Below are 25,392 nucleotides of genomic sequence, written 5' to 3'. Positions count from 1 at the left end.
TGAGGCTCTATTCAGTGCAGCGGAGTGCCAACAAGGCCGTTCATAAGAGTTTAAACAAACCTCTTCTCTTTACGAATTTCTTTGCTGGAGATGTGGTTGCGGGGTTGGGGCCATATCTGGCGATCTACCTGCTCTCTGCCATGCACTGGAAGCCGGGAGATATTGGGGTTGTCCTGGCAATTGGCGGGGTAACCACTGTACTGCTGCAGACACCTGCTGGCGCATTTATCGATAGTACTCGCTTCAAGAGAGGGCTTATTGCCACTTGCGGGATCATTATCGGTATTGTTTCTATCACTATTGTGGAATTTACCAGCCACAAGCCACTGATTTATCTCTCCCAGGTTTTGATGGGAGGCGCAATTGCCTTCGTGGCTCCCTCTATTGCGGCAATCACACTCGGGGTTACCAGCGATAAAAACTTTACCTATCAAACCAGTGCCAACCAGGCCTCCAATCATGCTGGCAATGTCTTTGCTGCGGGGCTCGCGGCGATTCTTGCTCTGACCATTTCCGGGCAGGGGGTGTTCTGGTTGATGGCGGTTATGGGTGCCCTTATGGCTATCTCGGTAGCCTTTATTCCGGGAAAATCAATCGATCATATCCGTGCTCGGGGCGGAGAGCACCAGGATGAAGAGGGCAAGGAGCAACCGTCGGGTTTTAAGTCACTCCTCTCTGACAGGCGTCTGGTTGCTTTGGCTGTCAGCGTGTTCTTGTTCCACTTTGGCAACGCAGCGATGTTGCCCTTGGTGAGTCAGAAACTGTCGATTAACTCGAACGCTGATATAGCTATTGCCTTTACGTCAGCCTGTATTATCGCCGCCCAGTTTATGATGATGCTGATGTCCTTTATGTGTGCGGCCAAAGCGGATACCTGGGGGCGCAAGCTGATCTTTCTGATAGGTTTTTTTATCAATCCGGTACGGGCTCTGTTGTTCATGTCTACGGACAATCCGTACTTCCTGGTAGCAATTCAATCCCTGGACGGTGTGGCCAATGGTATATTTGGCGTCATTATTATCTTAATGTGTGCAGACCTGACACGTGGTACCGGCCGTTTCAATGTTACCCAGGGCGCCATGGCCGCCTTGGTGGGAATTGGTTCGGCATGTAGTAATTTTTCTGCGGAGTATATTGTTCAGTATTTCGGCTATGGCGTTGCTTTCCTTACTTTGGGAGCTATTGCTCTGATCGCCGGTACATTTTTTCTGATTTTTGTCCCAGAAACGAAAGGGGCAACAATCCCTAAACCATCAGCAGGAAACTGATAGCCCCGGTTGTTTCGACTATTGATAGAAATCTATGGTTAATTCTTTTTCTCCAGCCCCAGGCCTTAGCAATCGACATATTCAGACCGTATTCAGTCGTTTTCACCGCGCCGCCCCCTGGATTGAGACAGATTGCCGTTGGTACGAGACGCCTGATGGCGATCGTCTTTCCCTGCATTTTCCCAGGCCGCTACGCAATGATCCCGATTACCCTCTGGTATTGATACTTCACGGTTTGGGAGGTTCGGTTGAGTCGCCCTATGTGCAGGGGCTGATGGAAACTCTTCTGGCGTACCATTACCAGGTCGCTGTAATGCATTTTCGGGGTTGTGGTGGTGTGCCTAACAAGTTGCCGAGGGCCTATCACAGCGGTGACACTGAAGATCCTCGCTGGCTGGTTAGTGAACTTAAGAAGCAGTTTCCATTAATGACGATTGCCTTGGTTGGCTTCTCATTGGGCGGAAATGTTGTTCTGAAAATGTTAGGTGAGGATGGTGGTTGCGGGCAGGTAGCCGCAGGGATTGCTGTCTCGGCACCAATGGACCTCCATGCCTGTAGTCGCTACATCAACACTGGTATATCCCACCTTTATGAGCGCCACCTGATTAGCGGGCTTCGTTTGAGCCTGCTTCATAAGGCGAAAGACCCACAGTTGGCTGCGGCCTTACCCGATCTCAATTGCAGTGGGGACTTTGTCGATTTCAGGCATTTCGACAATGCTTTCACTGCGCCGTTACATGGTTTTCGTGATGTGGATGAGTATTACACCCAGGCATCCAGTAAGCCTTTACTCAAAGATATTCGCACGCCGACTTTGATTATCAACGCCGTTGATGATCCTTTTGTTTGTCCATCAGCGATACCTGTAACCAGCGAAGTCAGTTCTGCTGTCGATTTGGCGGTGAGTGATCGAGGGGGGCATGTAGGGTTTATAGATGGGACGGTATGGAGCCCCAGTTATTGGCTGGAGAAAAAAATACCCTACTTTTTGGGGGCTGTCGTTGGGATTCCAAAGGGAGCCCGTTAGGGAACTCCCATTTCCAGGCTCAGGGTTAACAGCACTGGGTACTCGACTGATCCGCTTCGGGAGTGTCGCTGGCAAATGGCATTTCCTTGCCGCAGCCGGGAAACAGGCCAAAGTGCCGCGAAAAATCGCCAATAAACTCGAAGTGGGGTGCGAGACGGGTCTCTGCGAGCATTCTCCAAGTATTACCGCACACAGGGAATACTCGTCCGGTCTCAATAATGTGGTGTCCATCGAGAACGAATTGATCGGCAGAGCCCGGTAGTGTGCCTTTGTAAATCACTGCTTGGCCGTAATCCTCACAGTCTTTTTCCAGTTGCGCTAATTTGAACAAGCGATAAGTGGCGGAAAAAAACCGAATTGAACCACAGCGCTGGGCCAGGGTTGGGTTGGTGATAAGTAATGGCCGGCTCTCCACCAGGCGTGGATCGCGGAAGCCGCTGCCCTGAGCAATTTCCAGGAAGTCATTCCAGTAGAGTGCGCCCCCAAGACACTCGCCAAACAGCTCGGGGTCAGAGCTAATTGCGGGGGGAATGCGACGGTCGGCATAGACATCGGAGAAGTAAAATTCTCCCCCTTGTTTCAGCAGCCGGAACAAGCCTTTGAGTACAGCATCTTTGTCTGTGGAAAGGTTAACCACACAATTGGAAATGATCACATCAAAGCTTTCAGGCTCTAATTCCAGTTCCTCCAGCTTTTCGATGTAGCCGTGCAGGAAGCGGACATTGTCATAGCCAAACTTGTCGGCGTGATGGGCTTGGTGCCGCCTGGCCACAGCCAACTGCTCTTCCGTCATATCGACACCTACTACTTCACCTTTTGGGCCTACCAACTGGGAGAGCAAGTAAATATCCCGGCCTGAGCCACAGCCAAGATCCAGTACCCGGCAGCCTTCCAAAAGTGGAGGGCAGACAAGTCCGCAGCCGTAATAGCGGGATAGGACATCGGGATGAATATTGGACAGCAATGGTTTTAGCCACTCTGGCATATCGCTGGGGTCACAACAGGCATTGGTCTTCAGGTCCGAAGAGTTCTTTAGTTGGCGTCCGTAGTAGTCCTGTACTAAATCGTGCATTGGCTCTTTACCTATTGCGGGGGTTAACCAAAAAGGCGCAGTTGCGCTGATATTGGCGCATTTTGTATTTTTGCTGAGGAAGTGTAACAAGTCTGCGGTTCTTGCGACTAAAAACCAGAGAAATCACGAAAGAGTTGAGGAGTTATAAGTTCTTCTGTCAAAGGTTTCTGCTTTCGAAACTGATACAAAGCCCTATACTGGCATGATATTTAACTTATTCTGGCTCGAGGGGTGGGGCAAAGCAGAAAAGTCTCAATTGGCACAAAAATACCAGCATGATGCACTGGATATTTCAGAATCCGCAAAATTGCCTTTTGGCGCCAGTGGGGATTGGTTGGTAGAGAATCGCATTATTTTCGTTAATATCGACTCTCTCCGCTTCGATATTATGAGGGAACGTAATTGAGCGATCACCTAGCTCCCAGTGCTTCGACAGAGTCCGCCGAGGATTCTTTACAGAATTCGCAGTTCCTGGTGGATTTGCGCCAGCAGATGCTGCGTTTTGCCAGTTTGCAGTTGCAGGATACACAGCTGGCTGAGGATGCTGTTCAGGAAGCATTGATGGGTGCGCTAAAGAACTCGCGCAGCTTTTCCGGTCGCTCGGCTTTGAAGACCTGGGTCTTCGCCATCCTCAAGAACAAGATTGCCGATATATTGCGACAGAGACAGCGCTTCGTAGATGCGGATCAATTGGTTCGTGGGGATAGGGAAGAATATGATCACGATGAGCTGTTTGATCAGATGGGGCACTGGCAGAAGGATGAAAAGCCCAAACGCTGGGCTGATCCTGAGTCGGCAATTCACGATAAGCATTTCTGGCGAATCTTCGAGGCCTGTCTCAGCCATCTTCCCTCGCGCCAAGCGCAGATCTTTATGATGAGGGAATTTATTGAGCTGGAAAGCCATGAGATCTGTGCTGCCATGGAGATTACCGTTAGCAACTTAAATGTCACATTGCACAGGGCGCGCCTTCGCTTGCGCGAGTGCCTGGAAGATAACTGGTTTGGTGTGGAGAAGTGACAATGATGAAGACCTGCCGGGAAGCCACGAGGCTGATGTCTGAGTCCCAGGAGCGGGACCTGTTCATTTCCGAGAAGGCGAGTTTGAAGTTACATCTGGCGGTTTGTGGAGCTTGCCGCAATTTCAATAAGCAGATGAAGACCCTCAGGCATATCACCAAATCCTATGCCCAGGGTGGCCCCGAGAAAGCTGATACCGAAAAATAGCATTTCGCACTTGGGGCCACTTATCCAATATTGGCATTCCTAGCGGGGAGGGCGAACCGGGCGGTAGGCGATATGGCCACCGACAAAGTGCGGTTCATACCAGTAGGACCCGCAGTGCTCATAGGTAACGTTACCAACAGTTACTGCAACACAGCTGCGAGGCAACGTATATAACCACCCGCCGACACCGACGGCTGCTGCCGTACCCCAAAATGCTGGTCCCGGGTAGGGCCAGTAGTGGGGGCGCCAAGGGGGCGGTGGGTAGGGTGGATGATGGGGGTGAAATGGGGGGTGATTGGGAAAGCGCCTCGCAAACTCTCCCGGCGCATAGCCACCGTGGAAGCCTCCACCCATCGGACGCATCCCATTAAAATGTCCCCCAATATTGAAATGAGCCCCACCACCACCAAACCGACCAAAGGCTTCGGCTGAGGGACTGGCCAATGCAGTCAGTAGTGCCCCCGTGACCAGGGCAGGCACAACCAGTTGTGCAAGGAAACCCGTCTTTTGACCGTTGCGATGCATCATGGTGTGGCCTCCTTATTGGGTTCCGCCTTCTTAAACTGGATCTGCTTGAGCTTGTCGGTGGAAGGGGTAAATTGCCCGGCGGCACCAGGTTTGGCTTCCATCCATTTCAAGGTGGCAATAAAGCGCGGCTTGGCGGGGTCGCGGGTATTCACTGTTGAAATACGCAGGGGTAGGGGCTTGTCACCAGCCTTGATCCAGATTTCCCAGTCCAGGTTTTCAGAGCGAAATGCCCAGTGCTCGGTTTTTTGGCCGTCAACCATAGGCCGGTTTACCAGAAAGCCTTCTTTGATACCGGACCAAACATTTTCCTTCCTTCCCCATTCGAGGAGGTCGGCAAAAGGAATCTCAATGCCGTAATCCTTGGCGGCTTTGGTCAAAACTTCCGCTGTAGGCTGGGGTGCTTCCATTTCTGCGAAATAACCATCGCGGGGAGCAATCACGGTGAACTTGTCGCCATTGTGAATAAATTGACGGGTAATAGAATCTGTTTTCAGGTCTACACGCAGTTGCTTGGGTGGCATTGCCATATATTTGACGGTACCGCCAATCAGGAGCTTTTCCTGATTTTCCAGAACGACCTCAGTGAATATATCGGCGTTAAACATCATCATTTTGAGGCTGGCGAGGTAGTCACCCATTCGTTTCAAGGTTGCCATCGCCTTGGGGTCTAGGGGCTCGTTTGATTCCATGGTCCCCATTTGGCCTTGAGGAGGTTTGCCTTGCTGCATTTGCCCTGGTGGCTGGGGGGGATTGCTGTCATCGGTCGATTGAGTGGGGTGCCCTGGTGGCGGGGTTTGGCCTTGGGAGCCAGTGCTATCGGGTTGCGGGGGTGGTGTCGGGTTTTGAGCGACAATCGCAGGGGCTAATGCCACCGTCGCTGCAAGAATCAGCGCCCTAGCCAAGCCACCAAAGGGTTGAAAAGCAAGCATTTACCGGTACCTCCCAATACATAGCCATAGTTGTGGCATCTGAATCAGTGTAGAGGAGAACCTTCGCGCCTGCCGTTGCGTAAAAACGAGTATTGAAACAAGACTGGCTATCCAGAATTGCTGGTCAATAAGCTGTTGTTTTACAAAACTTTTGCCGTATTCAATTGAGGCTCTGGGTTATGTTTGCTAGAGTCGGTCTATTATTGATACTAGCCTGCTCCTATGAATGTGGTTCGTCTGTCATTTTTATTGATTGCGCTGCTGATTTTCCAGACAGCTGGCGCCTTCTATGACAGTCATGATGAGCTAGAAGATATCACCATCCACTTCTCTTCAAATCATATTGATCAACTCCCGGGGGTAGCTCCTACTGACGAGCCTGATGGGGGTTCCGTCACTTTCTCGCTGCCTTCCTCCGGTGAAGAGCAATCTACACCGACGTTGGATTTCTGTAATCACTGTTGCCATTGTCACGGAATTAATGCAACCGGGCTTTTGGGGCAGTCTTATCAACCTCTTCTTCGGGGCACTATCAGTTACAGTGACACAATCAGTGCAGCTGCGCCCTCAGGTTATTTTTCTCCACTTTTACGCCCACCTATAACCCAAGTCTGATTAGTTAAATACAGCGTGTGCCGCTATAGAAGTATGTAGCTTTTGCCCACGCATGCTGATCGAGTTGTGACTTGGGAGAATTCCATGGATTTTAATTACACGCTCTTTAGGGGCGTGGTGGGTCGTGCAGCCGCTAAATTCTTGCTGGCGACCACTTTGAGTTTATCTGCGCAAACTGTTTTTGCGCAGAAAGGGGAGCTATTAACACTGCCAGAGGCAATACAGAGAACGCTGGCACAAAACCCCCAAATTGCAGTTTTTCCTTTCCAGCAATGGGCTTTGGATGGTGCTGAGTTCACCGCAAAACAGCGTCCTGCTTGGGATTTTGGCTTTGAAGCTGAGTATGCAACCTACGACGATGGCTCATCAGGTAATGGCCCTCCCGGGCCTCCAGGCCCCCCGGGTCCTCCAAGTGACGACAATGATGGCGATGATGAGTATACCGAGCTTGAACTGACCGCCTCACTGTCGTCAGTTATTGAGTTGGGTGGAAAACGTGAAGCTCGTATTGATGTAGTTAATGCCCAACGGGATCTCTTGATTGCTGATGAGCAGGCGACTGCGTTAGATGTCTTGGCCGAGGTAGTTCGAGCCTATGCCCAGGTACTTGCTGCCGCGGAGTTGCTTGCTCTTGAAGCAGAAAAAGTTTCACTGGCCAAAGAAACGCTGAAAGTGGTGACTACGAGGGTGAATGCCGCAGCTTCGCCAGTGGCTGAACGCATGCGGGCAGAATCCGCGTTGGCTAAAGCCATTTTGGCTGCTGAGGCGCAGGAGAGAATGCTGACGTACTACAAGTACGCATTGTCTGCACTTTGGGGGCAGCCGACACAAGACTTTACTGTTGATTCCAGCGTGTTGTTTCGTTTTGAGCCAGGTGCGAGTTTCGAGGTGTTGTACGAAAGAGCTCAGGAAAACCCTGCCATTGCTCGATTTGCTTCGGAAGAGCGATTACGCACATCGCAACTGCACTTGGCGCAGGCGAAGTCGAAGCCGGATATCGGTTGGTATGCCGGTTACCGTATCGACCGCGAATATGATGAGAATGCGGTGGTGGCGGGCATTAACGTGCCTCTTTTCACCGGTCGACGCAACCGGGGCAGGGAAATTTCTGCGATGGCTGAGTTGGAGCAGGTTCAGTTAGAGAGAGAGGCGGCGCTACTAAAACTCTACCCTCAACTCTTCCTGGCGGTAACAAGCCGGGAACAAGCCCTGGCTACTGTCGATGAAATGGAAAACACAGTAATCCCTATGCTGCGCGAGGGGCTCTCCGAAGTAGGCCGGGCTTACCGCCGTGGTCGCTATTCCTATGTTGAATTAATTTCTGCCCGCGAGGAGTTGCTCGATGCTGAGCGTTCCCGAATTGTTGCGGCGCGATCTGTCCATTTATATGGCGCGGAAATTGAGAGATTAACTGCCCGACCTTTAGGGGCTGTAGCTGCTGATAGCAGCAAATGAATTTGGATTTAGAAAATGAGCAGATCAAATAAAACATTAAAGTTTGCGATGTTGTTCTTCTCCCTTCTGGCTACAGCAATGGGGGCGATGAATTTCAGTTATGCAAGTGGCTCTCATGGCGAAGGGCATCATGAAGAAGAGCCCAAGGGGCCTCATGGCGGGCGACTTCTGGAGCGCGGAGACTTAGTAGTCGAGCTGGCTTTGGTAGAGCAAAGTGGTAAGGCTGAGTTTCGCGCGTGGGTTCAGAAAAATGGAGAAGCACTGAATAATGCGGACTTGAGCCTGACTCTAGTTCGACTTGGGGGTGAGTCAGAACGAATAACTCTTTCCCGTGATGACAGTATTGATTACTGGCGCAGCCATAGAGATTTGCCTGAGCCCCATTCATTCGATATTGAACTCTCCCTGACCTACAAGGGGGGTAGTGCTGAATGGAAGTTTGAATCCTATGAGGGCCGTGTAAAGATAGCCGAGGATATGGCAGCAAAAGCCGGTATTAAAACTGCGATTGCCGCACCGGGAGTTATTCAAGAGCGCGTTACTCTTTACGGCAAAACCGCTATCGATCATCGCAGCCTCAGCCATGTTCGCGCCCGCTATCCGGGCACAATTATGACAATTGAAAAAGCATTGGGTGATTCCATACAAAAGGGGGAAAAGCTGGCAACAATTGAGTCCAATGACAGCTTGCAAACTTACTCCTTGATAGCGCCTATCAGCGGTCAGATTATCGATAAGCAGGCCAGTCGAGGGGAGTTTAGCGGTGATCGGGTACTGTTCACGATTGCGAACTACAAGCAAATATGGGCAGAGCTTCAAGTATTCCCTACACGCCGGGGACAAATTGCTCGAGGGCAAAAAGTTTCTATTACCGCCGATGGGCTCTCATTTGACTCGACAATTGTCAGCTTGGCACCGGGGGGCAATGGCACACCTTTCGCAATCGCTCGAGCGATGATTGAAAACCCAGAGGACATTTGGACAACAGACCTGATGGTTCAGGGTGATGTGGTCACCCATGAGAGTCCCGCGCCTTTAGTGGTGGAAAATCAAGCGCTACAACCCTTCCGCAATTGGACCGTTGTGTTTGTAAAAGTAGGGGATGCTTATGAGATTCGTCCACTGGAACTTGGGCGGACCGATGGCAGGGTTACAGAGGTATTAAGTGGACTCAACCCTGGAGACCGCTACGTTACTGAAAACAGTTACTTGATCAAAGCGGATATAGAGAAATCCGGTGCTGCTCACCACCATTAATTGAGACCAGAAGATGATTGAAAGCATTCTGCGCTTCTCAATTGAGCGGCGTTATTTCGTGTTGTCCCTAATTTTTATTCTGGTGGGGCTCGGGGTTTGGAGTTACCAGAAACTCCCTATTGATGCGGTCCCCGATATCACCAATGTTCAGGTGCAGATTAATACTGAAGCACCTGGTTACTCGCCTTTAGAAGCTGAACAGAGAATCACCTATCCGGTAGAGGCGGCACTTGCCGGACTTCCCAACTTGGAGTACACCCGTTCGATTTCGCGCTACGGGCTATCCCAAGTGACCGTGGTTTTCAAAGAGGGGACAGATCTCTATTTTGCGCGAAACTTAATAAACAGTCGTCTGGGTACCATCGAGAGCAATCTGCCCCCGGGGTTGGAGCCGGAAATGGGGCCCATTGCCACCGGGCTCGGTGAGATCTTTATGTATACCGTGGAGGCTCTGCCCGGAGCAACCCAGCCCAATGGCCAGCCCTACGACGCCACTGCACTGCGGGAGATTCAGGATTGGATTATTAAACCGCAATTGTCTCTCGTTCAGGGGGTTACGGAACTAAATACTATCGGTGGCTATAACAAGCAGTATCACGTAACACCGGACCCCCGCCAGATGCTTAACTTCGGCGTATCGATGGAGGATATTGCCGAGGCTTTGCGTCGCAACAACGAAAGTCGAGGTGCTGGCTATCTGGAAAATAATGGACGCCAACTGTTAGTGCGTTCACCGGGACAACTACAGAATATCGGAGAAATTGAAGACGTAGTAATTACCAGCCGATCCGGGGTGCCGGTTAAAATTTCTGATGTTGCTGAAGTGGCTATTGGTAAAGAGCTGCGTACCGGTGCTGCTACGCGAGATGGTGAAGAAACCGTATTGGGCACCGCTATGATGCTGGTGGGGGAAAACTCCCGCGAGGTCGCGCGCAATGTGGCGGAAGCTTTGGAGCAAGTAAAATCCACTGTACCTGAAGGTGTAAAGGTGGAAGCGGTTTACGATCGCACGACGCTCGTGGACAAAGCCATCGCTACAGTACAGAAAAACCTTATTGAAGGTGCGTTGCTGGTAGTCGTCGTGCTGTTCTTGCTGCTTGGAAATATTCGGGCTGCCTTTATTACAGCTGCTGTAATCCCGCTGTCCATGCTCGCCACTATATTTGGTATGGTGCAAACCGGTGTTTCTGCCAACCTGATGAGTCTCGGTGCGCTCGATTTCGGTCTGATTGTCGATGGGGCTGTAATTATCGTAGAAAATGCGATTCGCAGGCTCGCCGAAGCCCAACAGCGCAAGGGCGGTAAGTTACCTCTGCAAGAGCGATTGGAGCTGGTATTCCTGGCCACCAATGAAGTGATTCGCCCAAGCCTTTTTGGAGTGTTGATTATCACGGTGGTGTATATTCCTTTGTTCACACTGACTGGTGTCGAAGGAAAGATGTTTCACCCTATGGCCGCTACTGTGGTTATGGCGTTATTGGCTGCATTGGTTCTGTCTCTCACCGTAGTACCAGCAGCGGTTGCTGTTTTTCTCACCGGGAAAGTCAGTGAAAAAGAAAATAAGGTGATTGTTGCTACTAAGTCACTGTACAAGCCGCTTTTAATTGCCGCAATGAAAGTGCGTTGGCTGGTACTATCAGGGGCTCTTGCTTTAGTACTGTTTTGTAGTTGGCTAGCTACTACTCTCGGTTCTGAGTTTATCCCTCAGCTTAATGAGGGCGATATTGCACTACACGCTTTACGTATTCCGGGGACTGGTCTCGAGCAGTCGGTGGAAATGCAGCGTCTACTAGAGCAGCGCATTAAGGAGTTCCCCCAGGTAGACAAGGTATTTGCAAAAATTGGTACTCCAGAGGTGGCTACAGATCCAATGCCTCCGAATGTGGCTGATAACTTTGTGATCCTGAAACCCAGAAATCAATGGCCCGATCCAAAACTGCCTCAAGAGCAATTAGTGGCAGAAATCGAAGCAGCCGTTCGAGAGCTTCCAGGTAATAACTACGAATTTACCCAGCCAATCCAGATGCGTTTCAACGAGTTGATTTCTGGTGTGCGTGCAGATCTGGGCATCAAAGTATTTGGTGATGACCTGGACCAGCTGGTCGCTTCGTCTAATCAAATCCTGGGTGTGTTAAATGGGATTGAGGGTGTAGCCGATGCTCGAGTAGAGCAGGTTGAAGGTCTGCCAGTTCTCTCTGTAGTCCCCAAGCGTATAGCGCTTGCCCGCTATGGTATCGACCTGAAAACCCTACAGGACTTGGTATCAACCGCAATTGGAGGGGAATCTGCAGGGCTGATTTATGAGGGTGACCGCCGCTTCCAATTGGTAGTAAGGCTGCCGGAAGGGCTGCGTCGGGACTATGAAAATCTTGGTGATTTACCTGTTCCTTTACCCGCTGGTAGCCCGCTAGGTAGCTATGTGCCTTTGTCTGAAGTAGCCAATCTTGAAATGACACCGGCTCCCAATCAAGTCAGTCGTGAAAATGGTAAGCGCCGTGTAGTGGTAACCGCGAATGTACGCGATCGCGATTTAGGATCTTTTGTGGAGGAGGCAAAAGCCCGAATCCAACAACAGGTGTCTTTGCCTGCCGGTTACTGGTTGGTATATGGAGGTACATTTGAACAACTGGAATCTGCAAGTACTCGTCTTTCTATCGTTGTACCGCTGACGCTTTTGGTAATCCTCGGTCTTCTAGTAATGGCTTTCGGCTCATTCAAAGATGCCTTGATCATTTTTACAGGAGTTCCCTTAGCGCTAACTGGCGGGGTGCTAGCTCTATGGCTGCGCGGTATGCCTCTATCGATTTCTGCAGGGGTTGGGTTTATTGCCCTTTCTGGTGTTGCGGTTTTAAACGGCCTGGTAATGCTGTCATTTATTCGTCAGCTGCGGCAACAGGGCGGTGAGCTTTTGGTTTCGATTATTGACGGAGCAATGATTCGTCTTCGTCCTGTGCTGATGACCGCTCTGGTCGCCAGCTTGGGGTTCGTGCCTATGGCATTGAATGTGGGTACCGGCGCAGAGGTACAAAGGCCCCTGGCCACGGTTGTGATTGGGGGGATTATTTCTTCCACACTTCTAACTCTGTTTGTACTTCCGTTACTTTATCGGATTGTGCATGGCAGGGAAAAAGCTGTTAAAGAGTATATGAGACTGAGCTAAGCTTCCGTGAGCACCTACTTCACCTTGAGGAGAAGTAGGTGCTCCCAAAGTGAATATAAATTTATTGTTAAAAGTGCTCTGATTTAGGACTTACAGTGAAGTTGGGGGTGTGTTTTTAATATCCACGGAGGCTCTCTTTCGAGTGCTACACAGGATTGCGGCTTAACTAGGCAAGCCTGATTGGTTGCTTCTTGTGCTAAAGGTGGCGCTTATCCATGCGGACATGTTGACGCCTTGAAATAGTTAACTTTCAATGATGTATAAATATGTTCAGTGTATCTGTGCTTGGCTGTTTGCAAAGTAGTATTACATGTCACTTAATTCCAGTTTTTTTAGAGTATTTATAAACCTTTCCGCAAAGTTTAAAATATTGTCCCTTTTGGTTAGTGGGTCACAGTATGAAAAAACAAATACAGAGTTGCGCATGGTTGAATAAGTTAATATTGAAATTGGGTGGGCGCCGTGGGTTTGAAGTGGAATTCCACTGACAATCTCAAAGTATTTCATTTCTGTATTAAGTGCTTTCATACTTCCTACATTAGAAATACAGATTCCCTCAGGAAATACTGGTTTATTATTTTCATATTCTTGTACGAAATCTATTATGTCATTCAACTTATAGTTTTGCGGGAATAAAAATTTGCAAGACTCTCCTGCCTCTGCTTGCCTATCAAGTTCAAACTGTAAGTATTGTGCTAATTGCCATGTGTCCTCTATGTCAATATCTGGCATTATCTCAAGGGTTGTTGCTGCAGAGAAGGCACCGATAGCACTAATTCCAATCTGTGAGCCACATAGATCCCTAACATCCATGGGGAGTAAGATACTTATCCAGTCCTTATGATTTGGCAGTATTTGAGCGGCTTGAATAGCTGCCGCACAAAATAGGGCTGTGGGCCTTACTTTATGACGTTTTCCCAATATTGCCAGTTCTGTAATTTCTTCTACGGGAAAAGCACGGTAGATGGCATGTCCTTCTCGCTCAGCAGCAAATGCAGGTTCCTCTACTGGCCACTTGAATAGATTGTTTTTAAATTGTGATGATTCTTTGTTTGCAAAATGTTTTGGAGAGTTGAAATAGCTTTCAACTGGATCATAAAGAGGTTGCTCTTCAAGTCTAAATGAATCATCACTTTTAAAATAAAGATCCAAGACATAGAATAAGGTCATAATTGACCGGCCATCCAAAGCTGCATGGCTGCTTACTAAGGAAACCCATTCTACTTTGTCATCAGAATTGATATAGAAGGTAATAGTATAAGTACATTTGCTGACATCAAGCCCTAATTCGCCCCTACGATTGAATTCGTGTTCAAAATCGAAAGGTTTGTCGAGTCTTCTAATCTCAAAGGGGATCGATTCGAATGGTACGTCACACCGCCAACATAGCTGCTCCCCAGTCTCTACCCTTGCTTGTAGTAGGGGATATATTGTGTGAATCCAGGCAAATCCAGACTTTAGTTGCTCAATACTCATAGGGATGAGAACTTTGATAAATGAGATTATCAAGGTTCCGCCGCATGTTCTTCTTGCCAGCTCAGTAAATAGTACTTCCTCGGGGCCAAGTGCTCTGGAGAGCTCTCTGCCGGACATAGGGAGCCTCGCCTCTAACCTGTATTCATGTTATGTAAAGTAGTTGTTTCGGCCCTTAATCACAAAAAAGTTCGAAGCATCATTTGTGCTGATTGCGGCCAATTAAACAATGTATATATCAAGCGGGTGGACTTATGATGTATTCGACTTTACAAAAATTTAAATATGCTCGAGTTTATCTGTTTGGCTCAAGCTAGTTAGCCAAAAGTCAGGGTGAATAAAGCTAAAGTTTCAAGCAGACAGCCTGTTTTAGTATGTCGATAAATAAGTGTCGAACTGGATTAAATAAAGTATCAGAGTTTCTGTAAGCCCGAGTGACTCTTGGGTAGAGAGCCTTGTTAAAGTTTGATTTCTCAATCCGTTAGCTATATTTTCTATTGGTGATTTAAATGATAATTTGCTGATACCACTGTTTGGAAACACTTATATATGTTAGAACAATTCTTTGAAGCCCTTCCTTTTTGGCCAATTTTACCGTTGGTGGCGGCAGCCTTTTTGATTGCTAAAGCTATTGTTATCGTTGAACCAAAACAGTACCACTTTGTTCTATTTTTAGGCAAATACTGGAAGACTGCTACACCTGGATTCAACTTGATTATTCCTTATCTATCTTGGGTTGATAAAAAGGCTTCTACAGCACTGCACGAAACGCCAGTAGAGCTTAGTTTGAAAACAAGTAATCATGTAACCTTTGGGTTGATTTTAAAAGTGCAACATCAGGTGGCCTCAGATGTGAGGCTCGCCTACAAGGCATTGTATGACCTGGAAAATTATCAGGCACAACTAAAATCTTTTGCAACGGATGCGGCTATTCCTGTTGCTAATGGCATTGAGCTTGAAGATGTTTATAACAAGAAAGAACAGATAGCGGATAAGGCCAAAGAGCGTCTTCGCCACTTTTTCCATGACTTTGGTGTTGAGATTGTCGATGTATTGTCGGATGAGCCACGCCTGCCGAAGTCGGTAGAGGTTCAGGCTAACAAAGTTATGGAAATGCAGCGGGAGAAGCAGGCCGCTACCTATGAGGCTGAGGCAATCCGGGAACGCGAAGTGGGTAAAGCTAAAGCTGATGGTGAGTCCGTAAAGATCCGTATGGAGAAAATGGGTGAGGCGCGACGGGTATATGCCGAAAGTGCTGCCGAGGCTATCAAGGTTCTTACCAGCGCAGGCACCAGCGCTGACGAAGCGCTGCGCTTTATGACTGCCATTGCGGATAATGATGCGCTTGTAACTGCCGCACGTCACGGTAGCACTGTGGTAATGGCTACCAGTCAGCCGCAGCAAGCACCTGTCGCTTTGCCTTTACCTGATAAGGCGGCTGCGGTAGCAAAACAACGATCCTTGAGAGAGTCCGAGCTTGTTTAATAAGGTTGTCCGAGGGATAAGCCTATGGGCTATCCTTTGGTAGCTTCAAAGTGAATGGCGATTTATATGCAGTGAGTGGGGCTGCCAGATGGCGCTTTATTGATATTGGTTGTGAAGTTGCGTTTTGGATAGTGTTATTCTTGGGCTTGTTGTTTAGATAGGCTATAGACCGGAAAAATTTAGGTCTAAGCCCTATTTATTATCACTAGCTCTGAGAGTTAGAGGTACTTTGCGAGTCTGTGTTTAATTTCAACAGTAAATTTTCAATTTAGAAAAATATCGGAGGCTTAAAAATGTCTTATGCAGATGGATTTGTAGCAGCTGTACCCACAGACAATAAAGAAGAGTATATTAAGCATGCAAAAATTGCTGCAGAAGTATTTAAAGAGCAGGGGGCTCTAAAGGTTGTTGAAACTTGGGGTGATGATGTTCCTGAGGGCGAATTAACCTCGTTCCCTTTGGCTGTGAAGTGTGCAGGCAATGAAACCGTAGTGTTCTCCTGGGTTGTTTGGCCTTCTAAAGAAGTTCGAGATTCTGGGTGGCAAGCGGTTATGGATGACCCGAGGATGCACCCAGATCAGAACCCCATGCCATTTGATAGTAAGAGATTAATCTATGGTGGTTTTAATATTATTTTGGATAGATAAGGCATATTTGTAGGTTGTTGCAGCATGTCAATATGAGTGGTTGAGAGCAATATCAACTCCTTAGCCTGCGTTGCCATGAGATTGTATTTTAGTGGTACAAAGGTGTCGCAGACAGTTGGCATGCATGTGTCCTCGGAGTATAGATCTACTAAAAATACTTTAGATGAGGTGATAAAGGTGGTATACAGGGGCCTCTCTTTAATAAGCCACTTTGAATAGAAATTTCTAACAAATATGTACCCCAAGTTATCCAGAAGACTTAGAGCATTGATGATTGATTCTTTGGTGCTAGTTGTAGTTGTTGCCTTTTCAATAGCTGTTGGTACTAGCATCGGCTTAAAAAATGATGTGTACCAATCAGCTTTAATTCTAATGCCGATCATCTTATTTGAACCGGTATTGGTTTCGTTAACTGGTGGGAATGTTGGGCATCATCTAATGGGTATTCGTATCCGTAAGGTGGGAGCCAATAAAAAAATTAATATTTTTCAGGCACTTGTCAGGACGTTCTTTAAACTATTCTTAGGGGTTCCTTCACTAATAGCTATTCTTACATCAAAGAAGCGTCAAGCTGTGCATGATTTTCTCTCAGTGTCGCTAGTGGTTGTAAAGGACCCGGCTTCATTGCCAGGCTATGAGGTGCTTGATGAGCGCACTGAATCGCTAGACTATAAGTATCCAGGAAAGGTCCGGAGATTGGTTGTAGTAGGTGTATATCTATTACTTTCAATGCTCTTCGCATCCATGATTTCTTTTTTTTCAGTATCGGAGCTGTGTGCTTTTAGGCAGATTTGCAGTCAGCTGGAAAGTTCTATGCAGTTTCTAATTAGTTTGTGCTTTTGGGTCTCGGCTTTTGTGCTTCCTTGGCTGGGGTGGTCTGGTCGCTTATATGGGGCGAGGAGAATAAGGCTGGAAGTTTACTAGTCTACTACCGATTTGCCTTCCCCTGAGGAGCAATGGTCAATTAAGGTGAGTTAAATGGCATTTGAAAGTTGGTTGGCCTTTTGCGTAATCGCACTCTTGGCGACTGCTACCCCAGGGCCTGCGGCACTACTGGTCTCTATCAATACTCTATCGGACGGTGTTAGAGGGGGTGTGTTCACGGCATTGGGTAATATATCTGGTTTGTTTGTTATGTCCGGGCTTTCAGTTATTGGATTGAGTGTAATTGTCCTTAACTCTTCCGTAGCGTTTACTATGGTAAAGATGATTGGGGCTGGATATCTGATTTATATGGGGGTTAAACTTTGGAAAAACGGAATAGGAAGGGCGGATTCTGCTGATGTAGCTTGTAATGCTAGGCGAGGCGCATTGAATTTGTATATTCAAGGGGGCTTAATTGCCTTAACGAACCCTAAAGCGATTATATTCACAACCGCGCTTTTCCCGCAATTTATTTCCTTGTCAGATCCACTCTTACCCCAGTTCTCCTTGCTGGTTTTCACTTTTATGGCATTATCTTTTAGTTGTTTGTTTTGTTATAGCTTATTAGTTTTTGGTACTAAAGAAAAATCCAGGAATATGGCCTCAAGTCGATTGCTCGGTCGTATATTTGGTTCCACTTTTGTTGGTGCTGGTTGTGTTTTAGTTGGCACATCAAAATAGGAAGGTGTATGTAAGAATATACAAAAATCTATGTTGGGTACTTCTGTAAAATATACAGCGCCCCTCCCGCTGTCAGAAGCAAGGTGGTAAGTAGGTCGCAGTTAGATGAGTAGGGTAAGCCGTACCCGTTGCTCTAAATGGAGCTGTGTACCCTCCCCAAAAAAAATACAGCAAGTAGTTTCGCGAGTTACGTAGTATGGATATTAAAGATTATATTGAGTTGATTCATAGTTTTTCAAAGACAAATTTCGAACTTCAGGGAGGCGGAAACTCTATCTATTTTCGGTTGCAAGAGGAAAGGGATATTGTTTTTCCGAAAGAGTTTCAAGAGTATATAGTCCACTATGCGCCTGCACACAGTCAATATCTTGATGGCGTGGGCAATCCAATTGATCTTTATAGTGCCAGGCGCTTGTCATGGCTGATGAATGGATATAACTACAACCCGGTTGACAATCAGCCAATACCCGGTTGGGATAAAACCTGGTTTTTATTCGCCGATGAGGGGGCAGACCCAATCATTGTTGACTTGGCCGAAAATAACCGAAATTCAATGGTATATCGTGCCATGCATGGGGCTGGGGGATGGGATTTTAGGCCTATCGCAGATTCAATAGGGCAATTTCTACTATGCGCTTCAGCTCTACATCATGCGCTCTCCGGAATAGTTGACAAAGATGTACTTGTTGATGATGGATGTGGGTTTAATCTTCATGAAAGAAGTGCATCTTGGTTGTTTCCATTCCTTCGTCAATATGCAGATAAATATTATACAGATTGGCTTGCAGTATTTGATAATAGTTAGCGGAATGATTTATTGATAAATTCTTTATTATGACTGCAGCTCAAGGTTGATCTCAGTCTAAATGGAGATGCCTTGCTAAGTGCTTTTGAAATCTTGCTCATGAATAACTAGTACTTATGTAATGAGGGAATACCCGACTCACGAACAAGCTTCCCTCACATTTTTTGGCTTCTGTTGACTTTCCGGTACCTTTCCACTAGTTTCGCGACCACGATTAGAGGTGCCTTCTGCCCTGAATTGGCTGAGAAGGTTAAACGGGAAGTCCGGAAATCCGGCGCTGCCCCCGCAACGGTGATCCACCTGTATTCTGAGTGGTAAGCCCGATACCGGCCTCTTTTCTAAACACGATGGAGCGGAGGGCTACCATCTTGCAATACGATCTTTCGCGCTTCGGCGTGCCGCATTGCTATTCCTCCCTCGATCCCATGTGCTTTTGTCTTAGGGGTTGAAACTTGAAAAAATCTATATTGAGCCTGGCTGTACTGTCAGCCGTGAGCGCGCCGTCTTTTGCTGAATCCACTGTTACCGAATCTTCAATTCCGGACCTGGAAACCGTGGTTGTTGTGAGTTCCCGTCAGGGCGAGCCGCTGCGCCAGGTAGCTACTTCAGTAACTGTATTGGATGAAGAGCAGCTAAAAGAGCGGGGATTGGTGTCCCTTGCCGATGTTCTGCGCAGTGTGCCTTCTGTGTCTGTTACCAATACAGGGGGTATGGGCAAGACTACCTCCTTAAGGGTGCGTGGAGAATCTGGTTTCAGAACCTTGGTCCAGGTAGACGGTATTGACATTTCTGACCCAACCGGCCTTCAGGCCGGTGCTCATATTGAACATATTATGAGCAGTAATTTACAGCGTGTGGAACTGCTGCGTGGCCCGCAGGGAATGCTCTACGGGGCCGATGCCGGTGGAGTGCTGGATATCTCAACTCGTCGCGAAGATCAAGGACAGCGCTTTGAGCTGTCTGCCGAGGGAGGTAGCTTCGATACTGAACGCTACAATGCCAGCGCTAGCGGAGCCAATGAAACATTGGATTATTTTGTTTCTGCAGCAGTGGCAGAAACCGATGGTTTTAATACTAGTAGTTATGACACCGAACTGAAAGATGACGACGGTTATGATAATGAAACCTTGCATGGCCGTGTAGGCTGGAATATCTCTGAGCAGTGGCGACTTGAGGCCGTAGCGCGGGATACCGATGCCTCAGGTGAATATGATCGCTGCGGTTGGTTTGTTCTTCATGACGATTGCAACTTTGAGTTTAGTCAGGAAAGTGCTCGTGTTAGCTTGGCTCACAAAGGTGAGGACAGCCAACAGGAATTAGCCTATACACGATCTGAATTGCAGCGTACCTATATCGATGAAGGTGTGACTTCCTATGAAGCAGAAGGTGATATCGAAAAGTTAAACCTAATGGGCTCCCACGGGTTTAGCCGCGAACATGGGGTAGTCTACGGGGTAGAGCATCGTGAAGATACTTCGGGAGACCTGGATCGGGATCAGTGGGCAGTTTATTCCGAATATCAGGGAAGCTATGCTGACAAGGCTTATATCACCCTTGGCCTTCGTCATGACAACAACTCCGATTTTGGCAGTTACAATAGCTTCCGCGCCAGTTCAGCCTATTTGTTCGAAGGTGTTGCCAACGGTACCGTAAAGATAAAAAGTAGTTATGGGACTGGCTTCCGTGCCCCAAGCCTGTATGAAGTTAACCACAACGCGACTGCATTTGATTGGTTGACTTTTACCCCATTAGAGTTGCCGTCCCTTAAGCCGGAAGAGAGTCAGGGTCTGGATCTTGGTGTCGAGTACTTCAATGAAGATGCACTGTATCTCGAATTTGTGCTGTTTGACCAAGTTATTGAAAATGAAATTGGCTGGAATGGGGATGCATTTGGTTATTTGCAAAGTAGTGGAACAAGCAAATCTCGTGGAGTCGAATTGGTTGCTGAAACACAGGTAACTGATACCTTGCTGTTATCAGCCAACTACACCTACACCGATGCTGAAGAAGCCGATGATTCTCCCCGAGCCCGCAGTCCCAAGCACTTGGCGAATCTCGGCTTCACTTATAAGCCTACTAGTGACTTGAGCCTTGTTATGAACCTGCGTTCCAGTGCGGATGTGGTAGATAGCGATGGCTCTTCGCTGGATGATTATCAAGTGCTGGATGCCAGTGTCCGTTATCAGCTGAACAACGCCACGACGGTATTTGTTCGCGGTGAAAACCTTACCGACGAAGATTATGTGGAAGTCACTGGCTATAACACTGCGGGCCTCGCCGGTTATGCTGGTGTGGAATTCAGCTTCTAAAGCACTTTCTTTTATAGGTTCTTGAACTGAGGTGGCCATGTCGGAAGACGAGCAAAAACGAAATGCCAAGCACAAGCAGGCAATGCAAAAACACAAGGAGAAGGTTGATGCCAACATTGCAGCAGCCGATATCCAGCGTGGAGTTGCTGTCCTGCTCACCGGAAATGGCAAAGGGAAGTCGAGCTCAGCTTTCGGCATGGTGATACGCGCACTGGGTTACGGGCAGAAAGTGGGCGTTGTGCAATTTATTAAAGGCGCACAGCAATCTGGGGAAGAGCTTTTCCTTACAAACCATTGCCCGGAAGTTACTCTCTATCAAATGGGCACTGGCTTTACCTGGAATACTCAGGATCGCACCAGTGATATTGCTGCTGCAGAGAGAACCTGGGCAGAGGCAGAAAAAATGCTCACCGATACCACCTATGATTTAGTGGTGTTGGATGAGCTCACTTATATGCTCGCTTACAAATACCTGGATGAGTCCAAAGTATTGGAGACTCTAGCCCAGCGGCCACAGGAACAGAGTTTGGTGGTGACTGGTCGAGGTGGTGGTAGTGCACTACAGGAGCTCGTGGATACGGTATCTGAAGTGAAAGATGTTAAGCATGCTTTTAAAGCGGGAATCAAAGCCCGCAAAGGCGTAGATTACTAGGTTGTTTTTACTATGTCCGCGTTGATGGTTCAGGGCACGACTTCCGATGCCGGCAAGAGTACTTTGGTGGCTGGGCTCGCTCGTTACTTTTCCCAGCGCGGAGTCAGTGTCGCACCTTTTAAGCCGCAAAACATGGCACTCAATAGTGCCGTTACGGTGGATGGTGGTGAGATAGGGCGGGCACAAGCGCTGCAGGCCCAGGCCTGTGGGATCGACCCCCACAGCGATATGAACCCGGTGTTACTTAAGCCCGCTTCAGATACCGGGGCTCAGGTTATTATCCAGGGTAAAGTGCTGGGGAATATGCAGGCGCTGGATTACCACCACTACAAAGCTACCGCGCAAAATGCAGTGCTGGGCTCCTTCGCACAGCTCGATGATCAATATGAGTTGGTGTTAGTTGAAGGGGCTGGCAGCCCGGCAGAAATTAACCTGCGGGAAAACGATATTGCCAATATGGGCTTTGCCGAGGCCGTTGATTGCCCGGTTGTACTGATTGCCGATATCGATCGCGGAGGCGTGTTCGCCCACTTGGTAGGCACCCTCGAATTGCTGTCTTCCTCAGAGCGAGAGCGTGTCGTTGGTTTTGTGATCAACCGCTTTCGTGGCGATCTGCAATTACTTCAGCCGGGGCTCGACTGGTTAGAGGAGTATACGGGCAAGCCAGTTCTGGGAGTCTTACCTTATCTCCATGACCTCTACCTTGACGCGGAGGATGCCATTAGCACCCAACAGAGCGGTGCTGATGCTCGATTGAAAGTGGTAGTGCCGGTATTGCCGCGCATAAGCAATCATACAGATTTTGATGCGCTGAGGTTGCATCCGGATATCGATCTGCAATTTGTCAGTGTCCGTGAACCAGTCCCACAGTGCGACTGGATTATTCTTCCCGGCAGTAAAAATGTGCGGGCAGACTTGGCTTACTTAAAAGAAAACGATTGGCCTGCACAGTTGGATCGGCATCTGCGCTATGGCGGCAAACTAGTGGGTATTTGCGGTGGTTTGCAAATGCTGGGGAGCGAGGTACAGGACCCGGATGGGGTAGAGGATACCCCGGGCAACGAACCGGGCTTGGGTTATCTGGATTTCACAACTCGATTGCAACCAGTCAAAGCACTGAAAAATATTACCGGCTTTTTAGCTTTGGAAAATGAAGTAAAAGAAGCTACTCCTGTTCAGGGCTACGAAATCCACTGTGGCATAACAGAAGGTGTAGCTCTGCAAACTCCAGCGGTATATATCTGTGATAAAGACGGAAATTCCAGGCCTGATGGTGCAATAAGTGCTGATGGACAGATATTCGCGACCTACGTGCATGGGCTGTTCGATTCACCCGAAGCGCTGAGCGCACTTTTTGCCTGGGGTGGGTTGAAAGACTCTACGCCGCTGGATGTGGGTGAACAGCGACAGCAACAATTGGACAGGCTGGCTGAGACTATTGCCGAGAATATCCAGGGAAACTGGCTCGAGCAATTTGAGGGAGCTAAGGAGACGGCAGTGCTGCAAGAGGATACCCAGTGACTGTTGCCCGTATCAAAGCATTAAATGTTGCCTGGTGGTTACTGCCCACAGCACTTGCCCTTAGTTTTTCTGCTGCCGTTGCTATAGGTGCAGTGTATCTCTCACCCTCACAACTAATTGCCGCGATCAGTGGTCAGGGCGATGGTGGACTCGCTGGGGATATTGTTCAGGTAATACGATTGCCAAGGGCGCTATTGGCCGCTGGAGTGGGTGCTGTGCTCGCCATCTGCGGGGCAATGTTGCAAGGCTTATTTCGAAACCCTCTAGCTGACCCATCCCTGATTGGTGTTACCGCAGGGGCTTCTCTCGGTGCTTGTTTGGCCATCCTGCTAGGAGCGGAGGTTGCCGCTGCGTTTGGGAGTTTGCCCGTTGTATCCATAGCTGCTTTTTTCAGCGGCCTTTTAGCGGTGACACTGGTCTACAAAGTGGCGAAAAGTATTAATGGCACTTCCGTGGCCACCATGTTGCTAATGGGGATTGCCGTTACCGCTTTTTCCGCAAGCCTGATCGGGCTAATGGAGTACTTTGCTGATAATGACACCCTGCGCCGTATGAGCCTGTGGCTTATGGGAGGGCTGGATGCAGCGAGCTATCCTCGCGCTTTTCTGGTTTTGGCCGTGCTGGGCGCTTTGCTTGCCAGTATGTCCCGCTTCGGCACCTCACTAAATGTTCTTTTATTGGGAGAATCCCAGGCGCGGCACCTCGGTATTGATGTGGAGCGGGTAAAAACCCGTTTGATAGTGCTTGTTGCGGCGGGAGTGGGCACTTCGGTTGCTGTAGCCGGCAGTATTGCTTTTGTGGGGCTGGTAGTGCCCCATATAGTGCGTTTATGGGTAGGACCTGATCACCGGCAACTGTTGCCGCTTTCTGCCCTGGCTGGAGCCAGTTTATTGCTGGTTTCCGATACCCTGGCGCGAACCATTATTGCCCCGGTGGAGATCCCGGTAGGGCTGATCACCGCACTAATTGGAGTGCCTTTCTTTGTTTCCTTGTTGCGTAAAAGCAGGGGGGCAATTTAATGGCTCTGCTACAGGTGGAGGGAGTTGCGGTTAGTGTCGATAATCGGCCGCTGTTGCAAGATATCAACCTGAAGGTAGATGTCGGCGAGCTGGTTTGTGTGATTGGCCCCAATGGCGCCGGTAAGTCGACTCTGCTGCGTGCCCTTTGCGGTGAAGTCAGGATGGATTCCGGGCAGGTCCACTTTAAAGGCCGCTCTTTTTCAAAGTTGTCCGCCCGCAATCGAGCCAGGCAAGTTGCCGTCCTGCCGCAAAATAACCCACTGACATTTGCCTTTACCGGGCTGGAATTGGTCGCCCTCAGTCGAACTCCGCATTCCACTGGCACTGACCGGGACCGAGAAATCTGCCTGGAAGCCATGGCAGCGCTGGATGTTAGTCATTTGTCTGAGCGCCTGTACCCAACATTATCTGGCGGCGAGCAGCAGCGCTTGCAATTGGCTCGGGTGATGGCCCAGATCTGGCGGGCAGAGGATGGTGGAGAGCGGCTCCTCTTATTAGATGAGCCCGCTGCTAGCCTGGATATTGCACACCAATATGGAATGATGAGAGCGGTAAGAGACTTCGCGCGAAGTGGCGTAGCTGTGGTAATGACGGTCCATGATCTGGCCCATGCCAGCGGCTACAGCGACAGAATCCTCGCCTTAAAGCAGGGGCGCAGTATGTCCTACGGAAATCCGGAGGATGTATTGACTGCGGAGAATATGCAGCAGCTTTACGGCTACAGTGTCACGGTGATGCCACATCCCGTAACCGGTAAATCCCTGGTGATTGCAGATGTCTAGCACCAGTGGTGTACACCTGGTACTAGGGGGCGCCCGCAGCGGAAAAAGCCGGCTCGCACAACAGCGCGCGGAACAGTGGCTAAATAGCAGTAGAGATGGTGGACTTATCTACCTGGCAACGGCTACGGCGGGCGATCAAGAAATGTCTACCCGTATTGCTCGACATCGGGAAGACCGGGATCATCGCTGGCAGACCCTGGAAGAACCTACTGCACTGGCCGAGGCTCTGGTTACCGCTCCTGAGTCCCATTGTGTACTGGTGGACTGCCTCACTTTGTGGTTGAGCAACTGTCTTCATCTGGGCGTTTGGGAGCGTGAGCAAGAGGCGCTTCTGCAATGTATCGATCAGAGGCGTACTCTCGCTAACGGTAATACCCCACCTTGGATTTTTGTCAGTAATGAAGTCGGTTCGGGTATTGTGCCCCTTGGGCAGTTATCGCGGGAATTTGTGGATGCGGCAGGTTGGCTTCATCAGGCATTAGCCGAGCGAGCTGATAGCGTCACCTTGGCAATTGCTGGTTTGCCGCTCACTGTAAAGTAATCACCTGAGATTGATA

The 25,392-nt window shown here is 48.9% G+C and carries 24 protein-coding genes and 1 riboswitch; of the genes, 20 read left to right on the top strand and 4 right to left on the bottom strand.

The features are described 5' to 3' along the window. The first annotated feature begins 14 nt into the window (after window positions 1–14). Both ACJJIE_RS06875 and ACJJIE_RS06870 read left to right on the top strand, forming a co-directional pair. Window positions 15–1,268, top strand: coding sequence for an MFS transporter (locus ACJJIE_RS06875; protein ID WP_444894056.1), 1,254 nt, complete (start codon window positions 15–17; stop codon window positions 1,266–1,268). Between the two features lie 34 nt (window positions 1,269–1,302). Then, the gene (locus ACJJIE_RS06870) at window positions 1,303–2,295 is read left to right on the top strand and encodes a hydrolase (RefSeq protein WP_444894055.1); all 993 of its coding nucleotides are present in this window, start codon (window positions 1,303–1,305) and stop codon (window positions 2,293–2,295) included. Window positions 2,296–2,320: 25 nt separating this feature from the next. Here ACJJIE_RS06870 and ACJJIE_RS06865 read toward each other — a convergent pair whose 3' ends face one another. Next, window positions 2,321–3,367, bottom strand: coding sequence for a methyltransferase domain-containing protein (locus tag ACJJIE_RS06865; protein WP_282933054.1), 1,047 nt, complete (start codon window positions 3,365–3,367; stop codon window positions 2,321–2,323). A gap of 202 nt (window positions 3,368–3,569) precedes the next feature. On the opposite strand from ACJJIE_RS06865, the gene ACJJIE_RS06860 reads away from it, so the two are divergent. The 3 genes from ACJJIE_RS06860 to ACJJIE_RS06850 are packed head-to-tail and all read left to right on the top strand — an operon-like array spanning window position 3,570 to window position 4,593. Beyond that, window positions 3,570–3,773 carry a hypothetical protein gene (locus ACJJIE_RS06860; RefSeq protein WP_444894054.1) on the top strand — a complete coding sequence of 68 codons (204 nt, stop codon included), beginning with the start codon at window positions 3,570–3,572 and terminating at the stop codon, window positions 3,771–3,773. Continuing rightward, the gene (locus tag ACJJIE_RS06855) at window positions 3,770–4,387 is read left to right on the top strand and encodes an RNA polymerase factor sigma-70 (protein WP_444894053.1); all 618 of its coding nucleotides are present in this window, start codon (window positions 3,770–3,772) and stop codon (window positions 4,385–4,387) included. Before ACJJIE_RS06860 ends, ACJJIE_RS06855 begins: the two co-directional genes overlap by 4 nt. 2 nt (window positions 4,388–4,389) lie before the next feature. Then, window positions 4,390–4,593, top strand: a complete 204-nt coding sequence (locus ACJJIE_RS06850) for a zf-HC2 domain-containing protein (RefSeq protein WP_444894052.1) — start codon at window positions 4,390–4,392, stop codon at window positions 4,591–4,593. A gap of 39 nt (window positions 4,594–4,632) precedes the next feature. Here the strand turns inward: ACJJIE_RS06850 and ACJJIE_RS06845 are convergent, their stop codons facing one another. Together ACJJIE_RS06845 and ACJJIE_RS06840 are read right to left on the bottom strand one after the other, a co-directional pair. Next, a complete protein-coding gene (locus tag ACJJIE_RS06845) occupies window positions 4,633–5,121 on the bottom strand; it encodes a hypothetical protein (protein ID WP_413662207.1) in 489 nt (162 codons plus the stop codon). Continuing rightward, entirely contained in the window at window positions 5,118–6,050 is a 933-nt protein-coding gene (locus ACJJIE_RS06840) for a DUF2092 domain-containing protein (RefSeq protein WP_444894051.1), read from the bottom strand. Before ACJJIE_RS06840 ends, ACJJIE_RS06845 begins: the two co-directional genes overlap by 4 nt. A 222-nt stretch (window positions 6,051–6,272) precedes the next feature. Here ACJJIE_RS06840 and ACJJIE_RS06835 point away from each other — a divergent pair, with 222 nt between their 5' ends. From ACJJIE_RS06835 to ACJJIE_RS06820, 4 genes are all read left to right on the top strand, one after another. Beyond that, entirely contained in the window at window positions 6,273–6,665 is a 393-nt protein-coding gene (locus tag ACJJIE_RS06835) for a hypothetical protein (protein ID WP_282933047.1), read from the top strand. 84 nt (window positions 6,666–6,749) lie between these two features. Next, window positions 6,750–8,120 (top strand): TolC family protein, encoded by a 1,371-nt coding sequence (locus ACJJIE_RS06830; RefSeq protein ID WP_444894050.1) that lies wholly within the window; start codon window positions 6,750–6,752, stop codon window positions 8,118–8,120. A gap of 15 nt (window positions 8,121–8,135) precedes the next feature. Next, window positions 8,136–9,377 (top strand): efflux RND transporter periplasmic adaptor subunit, encoded by a 1,242-nt coding sequence (locus ACJJIE_RS06825; RefSeq protein ID WP_444894049.1) that lies wholly within the window; start codon window positions 8,136–8,138, stop codon window positions 9,375–9,377. Window positions 9,378–9,390: 13 nt separating this feature from the next. Beyond that, a complete protein-coding gene (locus ACJJIE_RS06820) occupies window positions 9,391–12,537 on the top strand; it encodes an efflux RND transporter permease subunit (RefSeq protein WP_444894048.1) in 3,147 nt (1,048 codons plus the stop codon). Window positions 12,538–12,843: 306 nt separating this feature from the next. Here the strand turns inward: ACJJIE_RS06820 and ACJJIE_RS06815 are convergent, their stop codons facing one another. Beyond that, on the bottom strand, window positions 12,844–14,130 hold the full coding sequence (locus ACJJIE_RS06815; RefSeq protein ID WP_444894047.1) for a hypothetical protein: 1,287 nt from the start codon (window positions 14,128–14,130) through the stop codon (window positions 12,844–12,846). Between the two features lie 429 nt (window positions 14,131–14,559). On the opposite strand from ACJJIE_RS06815, the gene ACJJIE_RS06810 reads away from it, so the two are divergent. From ACJJIE_RS06810 to cobU, 11 genes are all read left to right on the top strand, one after another. After that, entirely contained in the window at window positions 14,560–15,495 is a 936-nt protein-coding gene (locus ACJJIE_RS06810; protein WP_444894046.1) for an SPFH domain-containing protein, read from the top strand. 293 nt (window positions 15,496–15,788) lie between these two features. After that, window positions 15,789–16,142 carry a DUF1428 domain-containing protein gene (locus ACJJIE_RS06805; protein WP_444894045.1) on the top strand — a complete coding sequence of 118 codons (354 nt, stop codon included), beginning with the start codon at window positions 15,789–15,791 and terminating at the stop codon, window positions 16,140–16,142. A gap of 234 nt (window positions 16,143–16,376) precedes the next feature. Next, window positions 16,377–17,066, top strand: a complete 690-nt coding sequence (locus ACJJIE_RS06800) for an RDD family protein (RefSeq protein ID WP_444894044.1) — start codon at window positions 16,377–16,379, stop codon at window positions 17,064–17,066. A gap of 54 nt (window positions 17,067–17,120) precedes the next feature. Next, window positions 17,121–17,747: a LysE family translocator gene (locus ACJJIE_RS06795; RefSeq protein ID WP_282933038.1), complete on the top strand. Its 627-nt coding sequence runs from the start codon at window positions 17,121–17,123 to the stop codon at window positions 17,745–17,747. Window positions 17,748–17,943: 196 nt separating this feature from the next. After that, a complete protein-coding gene (locus ACJJIE_RS06790) occupies window positions 17,944–18,552 on the top strand; it encodes an SMI1/KNR4 family protein (protein ID WP_444894043.1) in 609 nt (202 codons plus the stop codon). Between the two features lie 201 nt (window positions 18,553–18,753). Then, a riboswitch (cobalamin riboswitch) is annotated at window positions 18,754–18,901 on the top strand. A 103-nt stretch (window positions 18,902–19,004) separates the two neighbouring features. Then, entirely contained in the window at window positions 19,005–20,861 is a 1,857-nt protein-coding gene (locus tag ACJJIE_RS06785) for a TonB-dependent receptor plug domain-containing protein (protein ID WP_444894042.1), read from the top strand. Between the two features lie 37 nt (window positions 20,862–20,898). Beyond that, window positions 20,899–21,513: a cob(I)yrinic acid a,c-diamide adenosyltransferase gene (cobO, locus tag ACJJIE_RS06780; protein ID WP_444894041.1), complete on the top strand. Its 615-nt coding sequence runs from the start codon at window positions 20,899–20,901 to the stop codon at window positions 21,511–21,513. A gap of 12 nt (window positions 21,514–21,525) precedes the next feature. Further along, window positions 21,526–23,034 carry a cobyric acid synthase gene (locus tag ACJJIE_RS06775; protein ID WP_444894040.1) on the top strand — a complete coding sequence of 503 codons (1,509 nt, stop codon included), beginning with the start codon at window positions 21,526–21,528 and terminating at the stop codon, window positions 23,032–23,034. Then, entirely contained in the window at window positions 23,031–24,053 is a 1,023-nt protein-coding gene (locus ACJJIE_RS06770; protein ID WP_444894039.1) for a FecCD family ABC transporter permease, read from the top strand. Before ACJJIE_RS06775 ends, ACJJIE_RS06770 begins: the two co-directional genes overlap by 4 nt. Next, window positions 24,053–24,835: a heme ABC transporter ATP-binding protein gene (locus ACJJIE_RS06765; RefSeq protein ID WP_444894038.1), complete on the top strand. Its 783-nt coding sequence runs from the start codon at window positions 24,053–24,055 to the stop codon at window positions 24,833–24,835. The genes ACJJIE_RS06770 and ACJJIE_RS06765 overlap by 1 nt, the downstream gene beginning before the upstream one ends. Beyond that, a complete protein-coding gene (gene cobU, locus ACJJIE_RS06760; RefSeq protein WP_444894037.1) occupies window positions 24,828–25,376 on the top strand; it encodes a bifunctional adenosylcobinamide kinase/adenosylcobinamide-phosphate guanylyltransferase in 549 nt (182 codons plus the stop codon). The genes ACJJIE_RS06765 and cobU overlap by 8 nt, the downstream gene beginning before the upstream one ends. Window positions 25,377–25,392: the final 16 nt, after the last annotated feature.

This window comes from Microbulbifer maximicatervae (SeqCode) (assembly GCF_052467325.1).
Note: the sequence above shows the minus strand (reverse complement) of the source record. Positions and strands in the feature narration are given on the sequence as shown.

Excerpts from the sequence above, each read along its gene's own strand:
- ACJJIE_RS06840 (WP_444894051.1), bottom strand. The coding sequence starts at position 6,050 with ATGCTTGCTTTTCAACCCTTTGGTGGCTTGGCTAGGGCGCTGATTCTT.
- cobO (WP_444894041.1), top strand. The coding sequence starts at position 20,899 with ATGTCGGAAGACGAGCAAAAACGAAATGCCAAGCACAAGCAGGCAATG.
- ACJJIE_RS06820 (WP_444894048.1), top strand. The coding sequence starts at position 9,391 with ATGATTGAAAGCATTCTGCGCTTCTCAATTGAGCGGCGTTATTTCGTG.
- ACJJIE_RS06795 (WP_282933038.1), top strand. The coding sequence starts at position 17,121 with ATGGCATTTGAAAGTTGGTTGGCCTTTTGCGTAATCGCACTCTTGGCG.
- ACJJIE_RS06860 (WP_444894054.1), top strand. The coding sequence starts at position 3,570 with ATGATATTTAACTTATTCTGGCTCGAGGGGTGGGGCAAAGCAGAAAAG.
- ACJJIE_RS06845 (WP_413662207.1), bottom strand. The coding sequence starts at position 5,121 with ATGATGCATCGCAACGGTCAAAAGACGGGTTTCCTTGCACAACTGGTT.
- ACJJIE_RS06805 (WP_444894045.1), top strand. The coding sequence starts at position 15,789 with ATGTCTTATGCAGATGGATTTGTAGCAGCTGTACCCACAGACAATAAA.
- ACJJIE_RS06810 (WP_444894046.1), top strand. The coding sequence starts at position 14,560 with ATGTTAGAACAATTCTTTGAAGCCCTTCCTTTTTGGCCAATTTTACCG.
- ACJJIE_RS06815 (WP_444894047.1), bottom strand. The coding sequence starts at position 14,130 with ATGTCCGGCAGAGAGCTCTCCAGAGCACTTGGCCCCGAGGAAGTACTA.
- ACJJIE_RS06865 (WP_282933054.1), bottom strand. The coding sequence starts at position 3,367 with ATGCACGATTTAGTACAGGACTACTACGGACGCCAACTAAAGAACTCT.
- ACJJIE_RS06790 (WP_444894043.1), top strand. The coding sequence starts at position 17,944 with ATGGATATTAAAGATTATATTGAGTTGATTCATAGTTTTTCAAAGACA.
- cobU (WP_444894037.1), top strand. The coding sequence starts at position 24,828 with ATGTCTAGCACCAGTGGTGTACACCTGGTACTAGGGGGCGCCCGCAGC.
- ACJJIE_RS06835 (WP_282933047.1), top strand. The coding sequence starts at position 6,273 with ATGAATGTGGTTCGTCTGTCATTTTTATTGATTGCGCTGCTGATTTTC.
- ACJJIE_RS06850 (WP_444894052.1), top strand. The coding sequence starts at position 4,390 with ATGATGAAGACCTGCCGGGAAGCCACGAGGCTGATGTCTGAGTCCCAG.
- ACJJIE_RS06775 (WP_444894040.1), top strand. The coding sequence starts at position 21,526 with ATGTCCGCGTTGATGGTTCAGGGCACGACTTCCGATGCCGGCAAGAGT.
- ACJJIE_RS06800 (WP_444894044.1), top strand. The coding sequence starts at position 16,377 with ATGTACCCCAAGTTATCCAGAAGACTTAGAGCATTGATGATTGATTCT.
- ACJJIE_RS06830 (WP_444894050.1), top strand. The coding sequence starts at position 6,750 with ATGGATTTTAATTACACGCTCTTTAGGGGCGTGGTGGGTCGTGCAGCC.
- ACJJIE_RS06825 (WP_444894049.1), top strand. The coding sequence starts at position 8,136 with ATGAGCAGATCAAATAAAACATTAAAGTTTGCGATGTTGTTCTTCTCC.
- ACJJIE_RS06765 (WP_444894038.1), top strand. The coding sequence starts at position 24,053 with ATGGCTCTGCTACAGGTGGAGGGAGTTGCGGTTAGTGTCGATAATCGG.
- ACJJIE_RS06870 (WP_444894055.1), top strand. The coding sequence starts at position 1,303 with ATGGTTAATTCTTTTTCTCCAGCCCCAGGCCTTAGCAATCGACATATT.